The following is a 16830-nucleotide window of genomic DNA, read 5'->3' as shown; positions in this document are numbered from 1 at the left end:
ACGATGGCTCGGTGATGAACGAGGCGGAGACCAGCCCGGGTGGCGCCTGGTCCGCATGGAACGCCTTCGCCCCCTACGGCACCGCCAAGTCCTGACCTCGCCCGGACACTTCACCACAACACAGCATTCGCGGCACGCAGGCCGCCACCCGGCACCCAGATTAAAAGGCGGGGCCGCCACCCGGAATCGGTGGCGGCCCCGCCTCTCGTTGCCCGAGTTGGTTACCAGCCGGGCAGCGTTGCCCTTGCCGAAAACGTCATCCGCTCTGATCAGGCAGCATGTTGGTACTCATGGAGGAGGCCGCCGAGTCGGTCGCGTCGTCGTATGTCGAGGCGGGCGATTTGCCCTGGATCGGTGATCGGTTGGGGGAGTGGGTGGAGTGGGCGGGCGTTGGCGATGCCCTGGTGTGGCCGATGCTCGTTGTAGAACGTCTCGAACTCGCACAGGGCGTGCAGGAGATGGCGCTGGTCCCAGATCAATGTCCGGTCCAGCAGTTCTCGCCTGCAGGTTTGCACCCAGCGCTCCATGATGGAGTTCATTCTCGGCATCCGGACGCCGCTGAGTACCACCTCGATGCCCTCGTCCTTGAGCACCTCGTCGAACAGCTGCGGGAACTTCCCGTCCCGGTCCCGGATCAGAAAGCGGGCCTGACAGCCGGCGTCCTCAAGATCCATGACGAGATTCCTCGCCGCCTGGGCCACCCAGGCCGCGGTCGGATGCGCGGTCACGCCCAGGACCCGGATCCGGCGGCTGGCGTGCTCGATCACCGCGAACACGTACAACCGGGCCCCGGACAGGGTGACTGTCTCGAAGAAGTCGCACGCGAGGAGCGCGTCGGCCTGGGAGCGCAGAAAGTCCGCCCACGTGGTGGAGGCCCGCTCGGGTGACGGCGGGATTCCGGCCTCCTGGAGGATCTCCCACACCGTGGACGCGGCCACCTTCACGCCGAGGACGAGAAGCTCGCCGTGAAGGCGGCGGTACCCCCACCCTGGATTCTCTGCGGCCAGGCGCAGGACCAGGGCGCGGATGGAGCGTACGGTACGCGGCCGCCCTCCGCGCTTGGGACGGGACCGGGCAGCGTGACGGCGGGCGACCAGGTCGCGGTGCCAGCGAAGAACGGTGTCCGGCCGTACCAGCAGCCGCATCCGGCGGAGCACCTGCGTCGGTAGGCGGTGGAACAGTGCCGCAAGGAATGCCCGGTCGCTCGCTTCGAACCGGACCCGCTGCCCGCCCAGCTGCCGTTCCAGCACCGCGATCTGATGGCGCAGGGCCAGGATCTCCACGTCCTTGTCGCGGTCGCTCATCGGCAGCAGACGCAGCACCGCGAACGCGTTGGTCACGCCCAGGTACGCCAGTCTCAGCAGCACGATCCATCAGCCTGGCACGCTCATGCGGGCATCCGTGGCCGTTCGTGAGAATACGCAGGTCACAGGCCCCGGATGAGGTTTTCGGCAGGGGCAGGGTTACGGGCCGCCGCGCGCGCATCGGGGCGATACCGTCATCGGACCAGCCTCGGGGTGACACACTGCCAGCTATGAATGATCAACCCGGCCGTCCGGCTCGTCGCCCGCTGGCCCAGCCGTTCTCCCACCAGACGGCCGCGGTTGACCAGCCGCTTGGCGAGCGCCTCCTGCCGGTGCAGCACCTGGACCCCTTCACCGGCCCGGCACCGGTCACACCCGACACCCCGGTGCAGCCCGCCCGGCCCACCGCCCGTCCCCTCGGACCCGGCGGCCTCGCCGTCAACCCGGGCGAGTAGACCCGGCCGCGCCGAGCACCCGTCCAGGCGCCGCCCCCTGGGCGCCGGCGTCTGGCCGATCCCGCCGGCCGGTAGCCCTTGGCTCCCCGGCCGCACTGCGGTGCGCGCAACGGGCAATGGGGTGCGGCGCGCACCGCCAGCCCGATCCTCCCAGGACCGGCCCGGCCGCCGGTCCTGGGCCCAGGCACCAAGGCGCCCCACCAACCCTGGTGGAGCAGACGCCCGTGGCACAGTGCGGTGGTGTCATGACGTCACGACGCTGGCGGTGCGCGTCCGGTGGGCGGCGCGCGCCGCCAGCGCCTATCCTCCCGGGGCCGTTGGCGGTCCGCACCCCCACCGCCCGGGCAACCCGGGGCATCAATGTGCGCGCACACCTTGATAGCGCAGGTCAGGGCGGGGATTGCCGGTGGTTGCACACCACCCGTTCGGCAGGGCGGCAACCTGGCCTGGGGAGCTCACCAAGGTTTCCGTCGGAAACAGCGCGGTCCACACCCGGGCCTGGTGGGCGGCGCGGACCCGGCGGGCCAGGACCAGGACGGCGGCCCGGACGTCCTCGATCGCGGTGCGCAGCTGCTCGGTCAGCTCCCGGGCCCGCGCCTTGTCGACCGGGCCGGCCTGGTTCTGGTGCTCGCTGTCCATGCTCGGACCGTTCCCGGGGCAGGCAACCGGAACCGCGGCCGGCGCGGTGGACCGATGCGCGGGGCGGGCGCGCGACAGCCGGCTTCCTCGCCGTCGTACAAGGGTGTGTTCGGCCATGGAGGCGGGTTCGGGGCGGAAGCGGTCTGTCCGGCCGTGGGCCCCGCACAGTGCCACGAAGTACCCGGGCGGCGCTTCACCGGCTCGGCAAGCGGGCCCCCGAGCGCTTCACAGTCCGCAGGATCGGCGTGGTACGCACGTCGCGGACGCCCCGCACCGCACCGAGACGGCGGGTCAGGTAGCCGTAGAGCGCGGACTCGTCCGTTGTCACGACGGAGGCCAGGAGGCTGGTCGGTCCCGTGGTCGCGGCGACGAACGCTACCTCCGGATGGTCGGCGAGAGCGGCCCCGGCCGCGGCGAGGCGCTTCGGCTGCACCTTGATCCACAGAAGGGCGGCCGTACCGCAGCCGAGCGCACGGAGATCGACGTCGAGGTCGAAGGCGAGGATCCCATCGGCGCGCAGGGAGGCGATGCGGCGGCGGACGGTGGATTCGTCACGGCCGGTCGCCCGTGCCAACTCGCCCGCGGGCGTGCGGCCGTCGCGGGCGAGCTCGGAGAAGAGCACCCGATCGGGCTCGTCGGGCGCGTGCGCTCCAGGCACGGCCGACGGCCGGTAGGTGAGGGCCTCCACCTGGTCCGGTGACAGCGCGGACGACAGCGGCGCCCAGTCGGCGCCGCCGTCGGTGAAGGTGTGCAGCAGGCAGCACGCGTGGATCGCGGTGACCGACCGGGTAGCCGGCAGTTTGTCCAGCAGGAGGGCGTCCCGGTCGGCCTCATCGGCGTGCACGTTGCACAGCACCTCCGTGCCGCCGGAGGCGATCCGGACCCAGTGGGTGTCCGGCCGCCGGGCGAGTGCCGCCGCGATCTCGGGCGCGGCGCCCGGCGCGCAGGTGAGTCGCAGCACCCACACGCTGCGGCCGACGCCCGCGGCCTGGACGGAGCCGACCACCCGGGCGGCACCCGACTGCCGCAGCACCCGGTAGCGGCGGGCGACCGTCGGCCCCGAGACGCCGAGAACGGCCGCGATCCGGCTGAACGAGGCGCGCCCGTCAAGGTAGAGGGCGTGCAGCAACTGGCGATCGAGCTGATCCATACCGGCAAGGCTGTCATGGTCCATGTCGGGATCCGGCATGAAGTGCCCGGTGGGTGGACCGGTTCCGCGGCGCCCCGCACAGTGGCGGCAGGTTCCGAGGCCGGAGCCGCGCCAGACGTTGATCACCCGGAGGTACCGTGTCCGCCCTGCCCGCCACCACGCGTGAGGTGCGCCTCGCCCGCCGCCCCGCCGGGCTGCCCCGCAGCAGCGACTTCGACGTCGCCGAGGTACCGCTGCCCCTACCGGCGGCAGAGGAGGCACTGGTCCGCACCACGTACTTCCGGGTCACCGCCTCACTGCGCATGATGATCGGCGAAGGGGCCGAGTCCGTCGAAGGCGTCCCCTTCCCTGTGCTGCGCCCCGGCGACCCCGTGGCCGGCGGCGCGCTGGGCGAGGTCGTGATCGCCCCCGAGGGGAGCGGCCTGAAGCCCGGCGACCTGGTCGCGCACGGTGCGGGTTGGCGCGAGTACGCCCTCGTCCCGGCGGCCGAGTTGAGTCCGCTGGACCCCGCAACCGATCCGGCCGTCCACCTCGGCCACGGCTGGACCGCCTACGCCGCGCTCACGCGCGCGGCCGGGATCCGCCCGGGTGACACGGTCTACGTCACCGGGGCCACCGGCGCCATCGGATCGGTCGCCGCACTGGCCGCCCGCAGGCTCGGCGCCGCACGCGTCGTCGGTGGCACCGGCAGCGCGGCCAAGACCGAGGCGCTGATCAGCGGGTGCGGATACGATGCCGTGGTCACCGTCGGCTCCGGAAGCCTGACGGACAAGCTCGCCGCCGTCGCACCGGGCGGCCTCGACGTCGTCCTCGACACCGTCGGCGGCGACCAGCTGGCCGCGGCCGTCGGCGCTGCTCGAACGGGCGCTCGCATCGTCGTCATCGGTGCCCTGTCCGGCCAGCTCGCCCCGAACGGTCCCGGGCGCTCGGCTCCGGTGAGCCTCGACTCGTTCCAGCTTCTGCTGAAGAAGGTCACACTGCGCGGCTACAGCGCCGACGACCACCCCGAGGCTGAGCAGGAATGGCTCGACCTCCTCGACGGAGCCACCGTCCCGCACCACGTCGTCGCAGGGATCGAGCGCGCACCCCAGGCCCTCGTCGACACCATCGCCGGCAGGTACCTGGGGCCCGTCCTCGTCAAACCGTTCTAGGACTGTCCCACCCTGTTCTGCCTGGTGGAGACGTTGCGCGTCGCTGCTGGGACAGGGCTGGGACCGTGGCCGGCTACCGGTCGGGCGCGGCGTCCTTGATGGCGGCGAGCAGGTGGGTGTGGACGAGCGCGCGCTGTGAGGGGCCCGGCTGCGAGAATCCGCTGCCGCCGCGCACGGGCCGGGGCCGGCGCCCGGTCTACTGCTCGCAGGCTTGCAAGAGCCGCGCCGACCGGGCGCGGGTCAAGGCCCGGGCCGCCGCGGCGCTGCCCCGCCCGGCCGCGCCCGCTGGTGCCGACGTCGCGTCGCGGGAGCGGGCCGAAGGCGAGCGGCCCGCGACCGGGCTGTCGGTGGAGCGGCAGCGGATGCTCGGCGCCGCTGACGCGATCCGCAAGCGCGCCGAAGTCTTCCTGGCAACCGTGGACGACGACCCGATCGCTGCCCACGCGGAGCTCGCCCGTCGGGTCCACGTGCTCTCCTCGCTGTTGATCACCAGCGCCCGCGAGGTGCGGGACGAGGTCCGCTGGCCCGGCCTGGACGCTGACGCCCGCACCGCGGCGCGGATCCGGGAGGAATGGGACCTGCCCGACGCCACCCCCGGCCCGAATACGGACCGGGGCGATTTCCCGGCCCAGCCCCGCCCGCGTTGCGACGCCGGTGAAGCGCACCGGTCCGAGATGGACGCCGCTGCGGCGGCGCGCCTGCCAGACCCGAAAACGCCCCGGGGCGAAACCGGCGGCACGACGGCCGGAACGGACGAGCGCGCACCGCTGCGCAGCGTGGTGGCCGACCCGGCCGCTCCCACCCGGATGCCTGCGGTACCGGTGCCCGAACTCGCGCTGGGCCGCGCCACCGGCTGGATGGCGCCCACCGACCGCGGCCTGGGCGAACCACACCGCGACTACGCCCTCGGCGACGGCCTGGTCCATCTCACCTGGCCGAGCACCCCCAACGTTCAGGCACTCGAACAGCGAGGCCGCCTGGCCGGCTGGATCGAAGCCCACGACGGCTCCGGTAACTGGACCGCCCTCATCACCGGCCGCCCGGTACGTCGGGCGCGCGGCGGCGGCTCGGGGGGTTGCCGCCGCCGCGCAGCGGAAGACTACCTCACGGGCGTGCGTCGCAAAATCTATGCGCGCCGGAGTAGACATTGATTGCGGGCGGGTCTAACGTTTCTGTCGTAGACAGCAGTCAGCGATACCGGCCAGACACGAACTGGCCGGGTTGTTGGACAGAGGTTCTCGGTTTGGTCCGGCAGTGGAGTTCCGAAGCCAGCAGGTTCAGGACGGCGACGGGACTGACTGCCGGACCGGGTGGCCCGCAGGTATCAGGGGCCGCCACCAGCGGTACCAGCGGTACCGCAGTTCAGTGAGTGCAGTACCCGGCAGTCGCAAGACAGGCACGGCCTCGGCAAAGGCGCCCAGACTGCGGGCGCGCGTGCCGAGGGGTCCGGGCAGTGGGGTTCCAGGCCAGCGCAGGCGCAGGACGGCCCGCGGGGCCGGCTGCCGGACCGGGTGGGCCACCGCGGCCACCGACCAGCAGTACGCAGTTCAGCAGGTGCAGTACCCGCAGTACGAAAGTGACAGTTTCAGTACAGAGGATGAATGGAGGGCGCAAGCGCCATCAGGATCGCCCGGCCCGTGAACACTCGCCCGGGCGGACACCGCAGACCCCAAGCGCAAGGACGGTGGTTTCCGGTCACGCATACGCGATCCCTGCACAGTCCCTTTCCCGGGGCAGTGCGGAAACAGAGGACCGGCCCAGGCCGGTAGATGGTGTTGTTCCCCTTCGGGGCCCCGGAGCCGACACGGCGCCGGGGCCCCTCGACGCGTTCTCCTCGAGAACCAGAGAGGTGCAGTGACTACCACGGCCAGCCCCGACACACCCGACAAGCTCGACGACGACGACTACCCGGCCTACACCATGGGCCGCGCCGCCGAGATGACCGGCACAACCCCCGGCTTCCTGCGAGCCCTCGGCGAACACCGCCTCATCACGCCCTTGCGCTCCGACGGCGGCCACCGCCGCTACTCCCGCTACCAACTGCGCATCGCCATGCGGGCCCGCGACCTCGTCGACCAGGGCACCCCCATCGAAGCTGCCTGCCGTATCGTCATCCTCGAAGACCAACTCGAAGACGCACTGCGCATCAACGAACAACTCCGCCGCTCCCAACACGAACAGGAGCCCCCAGCGGACACCTGACCGGACGGCCCCAGGAACCGCTGCTGCCAGGCCATGTCGTCGCTGTTGGCTGAACCCCGGGAACGTTGGACAAGCGCTCCCGGGGCCTCACGGCACCACATGCGGCACCCCGGACCCCCAACACCTCCGCAGGGCATGGCGTCGGCTTCGGGATCGGTCAGCGGCCACCAGACCCCGCCGTCGTACCCGTCGGTCTCCAGGACTTCCAGCCGGACGGCGCCGGCCGGGACGGTGGCGAGCATTCTGGCGACGTGCCGGTCGCGGGCGTGGAGGTGGAGCTGGTCGACCCGGTTGAAGAAGCCGGTCTCGCCGGTGCCGGTGAGGACGAACAGCAGCCTGGGGAAGCGCGTATAGCGGCGTTCCCAGATCGGCACCCCGCCCTGCTGGGCCTCCGTGGTGCCGGGCCGCACCCCGGCCGGCAGCGGGGCGGTTGCCCAGTAGCGGGCGTAGGCGTTCAGCTTCGACGCCAGCCGCTCGGCGCCCATGGTGCCCCGGTCGACCTCGACGAACGCCCGTACCCGAGCGACGCCGCCCCCCGGCTGCTCACGCCGTAGTAGACCAGCCCGTCCGGGCGCACCGTGCCCCTTGATTCCCCGCGCGTCGAAACCGCCGGCCCAGCCGCCACCGCGCTCGCCCCGGCCGCCGGTACCGGCCACGGCGCCGCCGCGGAGGACGAGACCGGCGCGCTCGCCAGTACCCCCACCGCCCGCTCCATCATTTCCTCGCGCGTCGAAACGAGTGGCGCCGACATGGCCGCTGCCCGCTCCATCGTTTCCCCGCGCGTCGAAACGAGCGGCGCCGACATGGCCGCTGCTCGCTCCGCCGTTTCCTCGCGCGTCGAAACGGACCAGGCCGCGCCGGCCGATGGGCGATACCTCGCTGTCCGGTCTCGGTGGACGTGGCCGAGTCTCGGTGAACGTGGCGAGTTCGGCGTTGTTCGTCTCGGTGAGGTTGGCGAAGGTGGCGGACGTGCTGCAATAGGCGGCGGTGGGTCCCGGCCTGCGCACCTCACCCCGGTGCGATAACGGATGGCCTACTGCGTCCTGCTTGGCTACGCTCCGCGGATGCGACACGCTGAGTTCCGCGATCCTCGCCTGGTCCTGGTGTACGACGCTGAGTGCCCGTGGTCGCGCGAGGACGATTTCTTTCTCTCGGTCGTCAATGAGACCCCCGGCTCCCGGGTGCTGGATCTGGGCTGCGGAACGGGTCGGCTCGCGCTCGGTATGGCCTCTGCCGGCCATGCCGTGACGGGGGTCGATCCGGCCCGGGCATCGCTTGAGGCGGCGCGTGCCAAGTCGAACGCCGAGCGGGTGACCTGGATTGAGGGCACTTCGTCGATCCTTCCTGCCGGATCGTTTGATGTGGCGGTCATGACCAGCCACGTCGCGCAGTTCTTCGTGGGAGACGACGAGTGGGCGATAGCCCTTGCCGATCTCAAACGCTCTCTCGTGTCGGGCGGCCGACTGATCTTCGACAGCCGCGATCCCCGGGCTCGCCGGTGGGAGCGGTGGAACCCGGTCGACTCACGGCGTCGGATCGCGCTGCCAGACGGTCGTGCCGTTTCGGCCTGGACTGAGGTGACCGCGGTCCAGGACGGCGCTGTCAGCTTCACCCACCACTACACCTTCCCGGACGGCGAGCGCCTCCTGAGCACCGCGACCCTCCGTTTCCGCACCGAGGGGCTGATCCGGTCCTCGCTGCAGGAAGCGGGCTTCACCGTGGAGTCCATACACGGGGGATGGAACCGCGAACCCGTCGGAGCGGGAGACGGGGAGTTCCTGGTGATCGCACGCCGGTGCTGATCGGCGGCATCGGAAGATCAATTGCGGGGACAGCATATCGTGCACGTCGACCAGGTTCGGCTGACGCGCGGGCGTCACCGATGGCGCCAACTAAGAAGTGCCGTGATCCCTGAGCTCGGCATCCTCGATCCGTCTCACCAAACTTGGCAACCCGCAGCTCGACATAATCGCGTCCGCCATGATCAGTGAGACCGGACACTCGAAGCGTCCGTTGCGCAGCAGCCGCAACCGGCCGACACCCCGCCGCAGGAACTGCTCCTGGCTCTGGCCTCCGAGCGCACCTCCTCCACGCCACGACCCGCTCGACTTCACCGGGCGGATCCCGATCCTGGCCTGCCACCTCGACGACTTGAAGGAGAACGGGCCACACGCCGCGATCTGGTGGCGCTTCGGCAGCCAGCAGTGGCAGACCCTCACCGACGCCCTCGCCCACGCCGAGCACACCGCCCGTGTCCAGGCCCGCCTCGACGCCGAGCACCAGGCCGAGCGCGAAACCCGCCACCAGCGACTGGAAGCGACCCGCTGCCCGGGCTGCAACCGCCGCTGCGACGAGATCGACACCGGCAGGCCCAGCGACGGCACCAGCCTCTGCGGCGACTGCCAGACCAAGGCCTGGAAGGCCGAGCGGGAACGCAAGCAGCAGGCCGTGCGCGACGCCCACGCCGCACGCTGGCCCTGCTTGGCGTAGCCGGCGGCCTGCTGGGCGCTTGCCTGGGCGGATTGTGCGGATTGTGCGGCCTGGTTGGCGAAGCCCTGGGCCTGCTGGGCGGACTGGCTGGCCTGGTTGGCGTAGCCGGCGGCCTCGTTGGCGGCGCCGCGGGCGGTGGCGTAGGACTGGGCGGCCTGGGCGGCGTACTGTGCCTCGTCGGTTGGTGGGAGTTCTCCGCCCGGTTGTTCAATCCCTTGTGGGAGCGGTGCTCCACCGAGGACATCAGTGCGCGGTGGGCGGTGCCGTAGCTTTTGAGCTTGTCGGTGACCAGCACCCGTGGGACGCGGTGCTGCTTCTTCATCAGCTTGGCCAGGAAGCGCTTGGCGGTCTTCGCGTTCCGCCTGGACTGGACCAGGACGTCCAGCACGTTGCCGTCTTGGTCGACCGCCCGCCACAGGTACTGCCGGTCACCGTTGATCTTGACGAAGACCTCGTCGAGATGCCACTTGTCCCCAGCCACGGGTCGCCGGCGCGCAGCCCGTCGGCGTACGCCTGGCCGAACTTCAGGCACCAGCGGCGCACGGTCTCGTAGGAGACGATGACACCGCGCTGGAGCATCAGCTCCTCGACCTCGCGGAAGCTGAGCGGGAAGCGGAAGTACAGCCACACGCAGTGCGAGATCACCTCCGCCGGGTACCGGTGGCCCTTGTACGACGGCGGCACGCTCCCCATGACAGGCCCCTCCCCGCCACGACCAACCCGGAGATCATCCCATCCACCAGTCAACGTGACAGCACCCGATGACGTTCTCGCGAACCCGCAGGACGGCCAGGCACTCGCGGGTCCGGATCGCCACGCGGGCAACGGCGACCTGGCCGGCCTCCAGCATGGCCTGGCGCAGCAGTGCATACGGTCGGGCGCCGGCCGGACTTGAGGGCCAGGGCCGAGCCCCGGCGGCCTTTCTCGCACCGTGAGTCGTTCGTGAGGAAATCGTGACGGCCTCGCGCAGGATCATCACCGGGCCGGGCGGTCTCCACCGCGTGACGGATCGCACCACCGTGCCCCGCCCGTGCCCGCGCGGTTCCGGTCGCAGGAGTGCGGGCCGTCCACCAGACCATGGAGGAGAACAGATGACCCCCGTCCACAGGACGCGCCGGCGGACCCTCGCCGCCTCGGCCACCACCGCCATCGCCGTGGGCCTGTTGGGCCTCGGCGCAGCCCCGGCCGCCCACGCCGACACCCTCCCGACCTTTTGTAACCCGGCCGTGGACCGCACCACGATGGAAGCCGTCAACGTACAGGTCACTCCCACGGTCACCGACTTCCTCATCGTCAACGTTGCCCCGGGCACCACCGGACAGCACAGCGACACCCTGACCAGGATCAGCTCGGTGACCACCACCGTCGACAACAGGACCGAGATCACCGCCTCGGCGGGCCCGCTGTGGCTCAAGGTCGAGGCCAAGGTCGGCTTCTCGGTCCAGAAGACCACCTCCAGCACCACCAGCCAGACCGTGAGCGACGTCTGGAACCTCAACGATCCCGGGCGATACGGCCTCTACCGCGGGACCCGCGTCGTCACCGGCCAGTACGTCAACCGCATCTGCGCCCAGACCGGCCCCACCACCGGCATCTGGGTCACCTCCTCGCCGACCCCGGGGACCTTCACCACCTACGAGGCCCCGGAGATCGGCTCGGTCGGCTGCGCACCCGCCCAACCGGCCGGCACCGTGCGCCGGGCCGCCCAACTCCTCATCAGCAACTGCTGACCAACGTGCCCACTGATCTGACGACGGAGGAACCCGTGACGAACCCGCTGCGCCACACGACCATCCGCCGGGGCACGGCGCTGCGCGCCCTCGGCGGCGCCGCCCTCGCCACACTGGCCGGCCTCACCCTGTTCGCTGCCCCCGCGTCGGCCGCGACCCAGGGCCTGTCCTCGACCAACTGGCACAGCTACGTCTGCGACGACGGCTACTACCGGATCAAGACGCCGTTCGGACAGCTCGTGGAGAAGAACCTGTCCAGCGCCTGGTCACAGGTGGTCCAGAACCCCGACAGTGGTGGCTACAACCAGCAGTGGAAGCTGTGCCACTACGAGAACGACAGTGAGCTCTTCATCTTCCGCAACCGGTCGAACGAGGACGCCTGCCTGGGCATCTGGAAGCAGAACCCGACCGACGCGAACGAGGGGCTGGCCGACGGCTCCAACTTCAACGTGTCCACCTGTTCGGGGTGGATCTACGGCAACCTGCAGTTCCGGATGTACCACCCCACGCCCGGCTCGGCCGAGGTGATACTCCGGATCGGGCACAGCGGGTCCTTCGCCGCCGTCTCCGACCCGAACGGTGCCGCGGGTTCGGTGATAGCCCAGTACTCCTACCGGGCGACCCTGTTCACGCTGGAGCACCTCGCCGCCTGACGTCCCCCGTGCCGCACGCGGGTCCGGCCCCGCCGGGGCCGGACCTGGCCGCCCGCTTGCCGGAGACCATGGCCCTGATCCTGCTCAACCTCTTGCAGGCCGCCGAGCCGCTCGATCCCGAGCGGTTCGTGCGCGCGACCGCGGCCTGGATCGAGGGCGCCACCGAAGCCACGGCCCTATGGGACATCGGCGCCGTCCTGTCCACGGCGGCCGACACCGCCGGCGACGACCTCACCCGCTGCCGGGTCCGGGACCAGGCGGTGAGCGGCGTGTTCGTGCCCCGGGGACGGCGGTGTCGGCGGGGTGAAGCCGAGGGAGGTCAGCAGGCCGACCGCCACGGCGCGGTAGTGGGCGGGGAGGTCGCGGTAGATGGCGAGGGCCTCCTCCCAGGAACGCCGGGCGTCGGCGCTGCGGCCGAGCGCCTGCTGGGCGGCGGCCCGGGCGGTCAGGGAGTTGGCGCGTTGGTCGACGTATCCGATGATGGTCCGGCCGACGGCCAGCGAGCGTTCGAAGTGGACCAGCGCCTCCTCGGGGCGGCCAGCGGCATAGCGGGCTATGCCGATGACGTTCAGGAGGCTGCACTCCGGGATGCCGCCGCGCAGGCCGATTTCCGGTGCGAGCAGTCGCTCGGCCAGGGCCTGTGCCTCCTCGGTCCGGCCGAGCAGGAGGTGGGTGTTGGCGAGGCTGGTCTCGCACAGCAAAACCGTCCACTGGGCGGCGCTCGAACTGTCGGCGGCCAGCAGGCGCAGGGCGCGTTCGTAGTGCTCGGCTGCCGCGGCGTAGTCCGCGCAGTAGAAGTGCGAGGCCCCCAGGTTGGCCAGCACCAGTGCCTCGACGGCCCGGTCGCCGGCCGCGCGGACGAGCTCCAGGGCCTGCTCGTAGTGCTGTCGGGCCTGCCGCAGATCGCCCGCGGCGCCCCAGGCATGCCCCAGGTCGTTCAGACTGCGGCCCAGGGCGAGCCGGTCGTCCAGCCGGCGGGCCGCGGCCACCGCGGCCCGGCCCACGGCCAGGCGTTCCGCGTGCGGCCCGGTCCGGTGCAGGTAGGCCCACAGCAGTGAGGGAAGCTTCCAGGCGACGTCGTTGTCCTCGTGCTCGAAGGCGTGAGCGGCGGTGGCCAGGAGGTTGGCCCGCTGCTCGTCGCACCACCGCAGCGCCTGGGCGGGGTCGGTGAAGACGCTGGTGTCCAGGCCCCGGGGCGGTGGTGGCAGCGCCACCCGGGGCCGCCCCGATGCCAGCGTCCGGGCGGCGGCGCAGGCCTGGTGGAGGCACCAGGCGTACCAGCGCTCCAGGCAGAGGCGGCGGGAGCGCCCGCTCTCCTGCCGTGCGCCCTGCTCGGCGGCGAACAGGCGGAGCAGGTCGTGGAAGCGGTAGCCGTCGGCGGAGTGCTCGGTGAGGAGGTGGACGTCGGCCAGCCGGCGCAGGATCCGCGCGCCGGTCCCGCGGTCCAGACCGCCGAGCACCTCGGCGACCGGCGCCGACAGGTCGACGGCGGGGCTCGTCGCGAGCAGCCCCAGGAGGCGTCGGGCGGGCTCGTCGAGCGCGCGGTAGGAGAAGGAGAAGGCCGTGCGCAGGCAGGCGGACCGGTCGTCGCCGTCCGCACTGAGGACGTCGAGCCGGTTGCCGGCGAGTTCGGCGGCGAAGTCCGTGAGGTCGTGGTGCGGGCGGTCGCGCAGCCGGGCGGCGGCGAGTGCGACGGCCAGCGGGAGGTGGCCGCAGGCGTCGAGCAACCGGGCGACGGCCTGCTCCCGGGCCTCGACACGCTCGGCCCCGAGTACCCGGCGCACCAGGGCGCGCCCTTCGGCCGGGCTGAAGTCCGCCAGCTCGATCCGGTGGGCGCCCTCCCGTACGACGAGGCCGGTGAGCCGGTCACGGCTGGTCACCAGGACCGCGCAGCCCCCGGTACCGGGCAGCAGCGGACGGACCTGCGCGGCGTCGAGGGCGTTGTCCAGAACGATCAGGACCCGCCGGCCGGCCAGCATGGACCGGTAGAGCGCCGCCGTCTCGTCGAGCTGGGCGGGCACGTCCTCGGCCGGCACGCCCAGGGCGCGCAGGAAGGAGCCGAGGACGGCGTGGGGGTGCTGCGGGCCGGTGGACGACCAGCCGTGCAGGTCGGTGAAGAGCTGACCGTCGGGGAAGTGGCCCCGGGCCCGGTGGGCCCAGCGCAGCGCAAGGGCCGACTTGCCGGCCCCGGGGGCGCCGGTGATGAGCGCGATGGCCGCGGGGGCCGGGGAGGCCTCGGCGGCTGGGGCGCCGTGGCCGCGGGGCCCGAGCAACTGGCGTTCGATGGCGCGCAGCTGCGCCTCGCGGCCGACGAAGGCCGGTGACTCCCAGGGGAGTTGGGCGGGACGGGGGAGGGGCTGCTGCGCCGCAGCGGGCGACTGCCGCGGCACCTCGCCCTCGCGGGGCGGGGCCGGGTGGGCCGCGCCGGGGCCCAGCAACTCCTGCTGGAGGGAGCGGAGTTCAGACGACGGGTCGAGGCCCAGCTCCCGCGCGAGGTGGGCGGCGTAGCGCCGGTACGCGGCCAGGCCCTCCGCCCGGCGCCCGCTGCGGAGAAGGGCGGTCAGCAGGTGCCGCACCAGGCCGTCGCGCAACGGGGAGGCCCCGACCAGGCCGATGAGCTCCGGGACGATCCGGTCGTGCCGGCCGGCCGCCAGTTCCAGCTCGAAGAGCCGCTCCAGGGCGGCCATCCGCTGCTCCTCCAGGCCCGCGGCGACGGTGGTGAGGGCCCGGCCCGGCAGGCCGTCCAGGGCCGGGCCGCGCCACAGGTCCAGGGCCTCGCGCAGCAGGGGTGCCCCGTCGGTGCCCGCACGGGCGGCGGTGTCGACCCGGGCGGTGAACTCCTGTGCGTCGACGCGGACTTTGTCCGTGGCGAGGAGGTAGCCCGGCCCGTCGGTGCGGATCGGTGAGGGCTGCTGCGGGCCGGGCGAGAGCGCGCGGCGCAGCAGTCCGACCATGTTCCGGACCTGGCGGTCGGCGGTGGCGGGCGGGGACTCGTCCCACACCGCGTCGACGAGCCGGGGCACGGAAACCGTCCGGCCGGCGTGGGCCACCAGCACGGCCAGGAGCGTCTGTTGGAGCCGGCCGCCGACGGCGAGCGGGCCGGAGTCCTGGGCCCGCACCTCCAGCGCTCCCAGGATTCTGAACTCCACCCCATGGCCTCCGACGGTCGAACGGTGCTGTGCGTCGTCCTACGCCCCGAGATCCGTGACGGGTGCGGCAGAGTCATCCTCACCCAGGAGGATCGTCGTGTCCATGGCGCCGTGGACACGACGATCCGCTCCGGGACGTCCTCCCGCGGCGTGATCCGGTCGTGAGGAATTCATGACGGCCTTGCGCAGGATCATCACCGGGCCGGGCGGCATCCCCCACGACGGATCGCCCCACCGCTCCACCGTTTCCCGCCGACACCCGCGCGGTTCCGGCCGCAGGGGCGCGGACCATCCACCAGAGCACGGAGGAGAACAGATGACATGGGGTGGCGGTGGGGGTGCGGGTTGGGGCGATGTTGGCCGGTCTGCCGCGGGGCTGCGACGATGCCTTGCTGTTTCTCCAACGGAGGACATTTGTTCGTTTTCGTGTGTGCGGGATGCGGCGCCGAGCTGACTATCCAGTTGTCCCAGGTCGCGCTGCCGGTCCACGCCTATCAGAAGTACGGGAACGGGACTCAGCTCCCGGTGCTCATGGAGCCAGGCACGTTCGCCATGGACCCGGAGCCCTCGGGGCCACCGTGGCGGAGGTGGGAGGAGATCGATCCGGACGAGGCGACGGCCCGCGGCTTCTACGCGCCTGTCTACGCCCTCTCCGACGGTGCACCTGGCGCGATCGCTATCGCGCCCGGCGACGCCCGCGGCACCGTGCTGATCCCGGAGAGGAGCGGAGGCTATTGCTGTGGCCTTGACGGAGCAGACGGCCCCAACATGGCTTGCGGAGCGTGCGGCCTGCCGGTGGCGAGCCGGATCGACGACTGCTCTCTCTGGCAGGCCGTATGGCTCGCCCCGGATGCCGTGCGCCGCCTCCCCGTCGAGGGCGCTGGCCCTGCACCGCTCCCCTGGGAAGAGCTGATGGAGGAAGGGGAGGGCGCACCGCCGTTCGAGCCGATCCGCACGTGGGGATCGCGGTGGGGGACGAGCCACTACTGGTCGTGGAGCCCGCAGTGGGAGGCGGCAGCCGGCCGGGCGCTCGCCCACCTGCTGGCGGCCTCGCAAGGCGTACCGGTGACCGTCCCGGACGGCCTGATCAAGGAAGTGTTCCAACGCGCCCTCGACGCCCTGCTGCCCGCTGCTCCATCGGCGCGGCGCGCCGTCCTGGCCGGACCGGGACAGCCCGTTCCCGGCGCGGACGCTGACATCCTCCTCGTCCCGACCCACCCGCAGACGGGGGAAGTCTGGACCGCCGCCGGCTCGGCGTACCTTGGATGCGGGCGGACGGGGTGCGCAGCCCGGCGTCGGCGGTGGCCAGCTGGATGGGCTGCTGGAAGCCGGAGCGCTACCCGGGCCCAGGCACCAAGGCGGTGCGCGCCAGCCGAGGTCGAAGAGCTGAGCCAGCAGCGCCGGTTGCGCAGCCCCCGGTACCGGGCAGCAGCGGACGGACCTGCGCGGCGTCGGACCCCCACCCCTTTCCTCACGCCCCGTCACCACCCCGAGCGGCAGGGTGAGGCGGCCGGCGGCGAGGAACGCCAATCCCGAGACGCCCCGGCCGGTGGCGGGGCCTCGCATGATGCGCAGCCACTCCGCGACCTGCTGCGAAGCGGGTTCCTGGAGGTGTGGAACCATGTTGGATTTCGCACCATCGGCCGGCAGGATCGGGCGGGCGGTGCGCGCTGCATCCCATTGCCCGTGGCCTTGCGGACGTTCATCAGCGGGTTGATCCGGTAGACGGACTGCGGAGCGGGTCCGCCGCCTGACCGAAGGTCAGGCGCCCCGACGTGTTGGATTCCGCACCATCGGGCTGACCAGGGCGCGCCCTGGTGCGCCGGGTACTCGGGGCCGAGCCCGGTTCCTCCAGCTGCTCCCGCCGCCGTGGTCGGTCGGTAAGCCCCGGGTCGTGAGGGTCGGGT

At 72.1% G+C, this 16830-nt stretch carries 14 protein-coding genes and 2 pseudogenes; 10 read left to right on the top strand and 6 right to left on the bottom strand.

The window, feature by feature from the left end:
- Positions 1 to 269: 269 nt before the first annotated feature.
- Positions 270 to 1367: an integrase core domain-containing protein gene (locus ACIRRH_RS41670; RefSeq protein ID WP_403078463.1), complete on the bottom strand. Its 1098-nt coding sequence runs from the start codon at positions 1365 to 1367 to the stop codon at positions 270 to 272.
- Positions 1368 to 1534: 167 nt separating this feature from the next.
- On the opposite strand from ACIRRH_RS41670, the gene ACIRRH_RS41665 reads away from it, so the two are divergent.
- Positions 1535 to 1759: a hypothetical protein gene (locus tag ACIRRH_RS41665; RefSeq protein ID WP_403078461.1), complete on the top strand. Its 225-nt coding sequence runs from the start codon at positions 1535 to 1537 to the stop codon at positions 1757 to 1759.
- 357 nt (positions 1760 to 2116) lie between these two features.
- Here the strand turns inward: ACIRRH_RS41665 and ACIRRH_RS41660 are convergent, their stop codons facing one another.
- A complete protein-coding gene (locus tag ACIRRH_RS41660) occupies positions 2117 to 2398 on the bottom strand; it encodes a hypothetical protein (protein ID WP_403078459.1) in 282 nt (93 codons plus the stop codon).
- A gap of 193 nt (positions 2399 to 2591) precedes the next feature.
- Positions 2592 to 3548 carry an Lrp/AsnC family transcriptional regulator gene (locus ACIRRH_RS41655; protein WP_403078458.1) on the bottom strand — a complete coding sequence of 319 codons (957 nt, stop codon included), beginning with the start codon at positions 3546 to 3548 and terminating at the stop codon, positions 2592 to 2594.
- Between the two features lie 137 nt (positions 3549 to 3685).
- On the opposite strand from ACIRRH_RS41655, the gene ACIRRH_RS41650 reads away from it, so the two are divergent.
- The 5 genes from ACIRRH_RS41650 (at position 3686) to ACIRRH_RS41630 (ending at position 9391) form a co-directional block, all read left to right on the top strand.
- Positions 3686 to 4699: an MDR family NADP-dependent oxidoreductase gene (locus ACIRRH_RS41650; protein WP_403078456.1), complete on the top strand. Its 1014-nt coding sequence runs from the start codon at positions 3686 to 3688 to the stop codon at positions 4697 to 4699.
- 65 nt (positions 4700 to 4764) lie between these two features.
- Positions 4765 to 5850 carry a hypothetical protein gene (locus ACIRRH_RS41645; RefSeq protein WP_403078454.1) on the top strand — a complete coding sequence of 362 codons (1086 nt, stop codon included), beginning with the start codon at positions 4765 to 4767 and terminating at the stop codon, positions 5848 to 5850.
- Between the two features lie 769 nt (positions 5851 to 6619).
- The gene (locus tag ACIRRH_RS41640) at positions 6620 to 6901 is read left to right on the top strand and encodes a MerR family transcriptional regulator (RefSeq protein WP_403078469.1); all 282 of its coding nucleotides are present in this window, start codon (positions 6620 to 6622) and stop codon (positions 6899 to 6901) included.
- A gap of 1064 nt (positions 6902 to 7965) precedes the next feature.
- A complete protein-coding gene (locus ACIRRH_RS41635; RefSeq protein WP_403078452.1) occupies positions 7966 to 8703 on the top strand; it encodes a class I SAM-dependent methyltransferase in 738 nt (245 codons plus the stop codon).
- A 178-nt stretch (positions 8704 to 8881) separates the two neighbouring features.
- Positions 8882 to 9391 carry a hypothetical protein gene (locus ACIRRH_RS41630; protein WP_403078470.1) on the top strand — a complete coding sequence of 170 codons (510 nt, stop codon included), beginning with the start codon at positions 8882 to 8884 and terminating at the stop codon, positions 9389 to 9391.
- A gap of 172 nt (positions 9392 to 9563) precedes the next feature.
- Here ACIRRH_RS41630 and ACIRRH_RS41625 read toward each other — a convergent pair.
- Both ACIRRH_RS41625 and ACIRRH_RS41620 read right to left on the bottom strand, forming a co-directional pair.
- Positions 9564 to 10084: pseudogene (locus ACIRRH_RS41625) on the bottom strand (IS6 family transposase); the annotation flags it as partial.
- A 34-nt stretch (positions 10085 to 10118) separates the two neighbouring features.
- On the bottom strand, positions 10119 to 10367 hold the full coding sequence (locus tag ACIRRH_RS41620) for a Ku protein (RefSeq protein ID WP_403078467.1): 249 nt from the start codon (positions 10365 to 10367) through the stop codon (positions 10119 to 10121).
- A 115-nt stretch (positions 10368 to 10482) separates the two neighbouring features.
- Here ACIRRH_RS41620 and ACIRRH_RS41615 point away from each other — a divergent pair, with 115 nt between their 5' ends.
- From ACIRRH_RS41615 to ACIRRH_RS41605, 3 genes and pseudogenes are all read left to right on the top strand, one after another.
- Positions 10483 to 11121 carry a hypothetical protein gene (locus ACIRRH_RS41615; RefSeq protein ID WP_403078451.1) on the top strand — a complete coding sequence of 213 codons (639 nt, stop codon included), beginning with the start codon at positions 10483 to 10485 and terminating at the stop codon, positions 11119 to 11121.
- Positions 11122 to 11156: 35 nt separating this feature from the next.
- Entirely contained in the window at positions 11157 to 11774 is a 618-nt protein-coding gene (locus tag ACIRRH_RS41610; RefSeq protein ID WP_403078449.1) for an RICIN domain-containing protein, read from the top strand.
- A 41-nt stretch (positions 11775 to 11815) separates the two neighbouring features.
- Positions 11816 to 12013, top strand: a pseudogene (locus ACIRRH_RS41605) (DUF2267 domain-containing protein); the annotation flags it as partial.
- Here the strand turns inward: ACIRRH_RS41605 and ACIRRH_RS41600 are convergent.
- Positions 11951 to 14830, bottom strand: coding sequence for a BTAD domain-containing putative transcriptional regulator (locus tag ACIRRH_RS41600; RefSeq protein WP_403078465.1), 2880 nt, complete (start codon positions 14828 to 14830; stop codon positions 11951 to 11953). The pseudogene ACIRRH_RS41605 and the gene ACIRRH_RS41600 sit on opposite strands and share 63 nt — an antisense overlap.
- A 507-nt stretch (positions 14831 to 15337) precedes the next feature.
- On the opposite strand from ACIRRH_RS41600, the gene ACIRRH_RS41595 reads away from it, so the two are divergent.
- The gene (locus ACIRRH_RS41595) at positions 15338 to 16648 is read left to right on the top strand and encodes a hypothetical protein (RefSeq protein ID WP_403078447.1); all 1311 of its coding nucleotides are present in this window, start codon (positions 15338 to 15340) and stop codon (positions 16646 to 16648) included.
- Positions 16649 to 16830: the final 182 nt, after the last annotated feature.

This window comes from Kitasatospora sp. NPDC101235 (assembly GCF_044767505.1).
Lineage (GTDB): Bacteria > Actinomycetota > Actinomycetes > Streptomycetales > Streptomycetaceae > Kitasatospora.
This window is presented reverse-complemented; position numbering and strand designations above follow the sequence as displayed.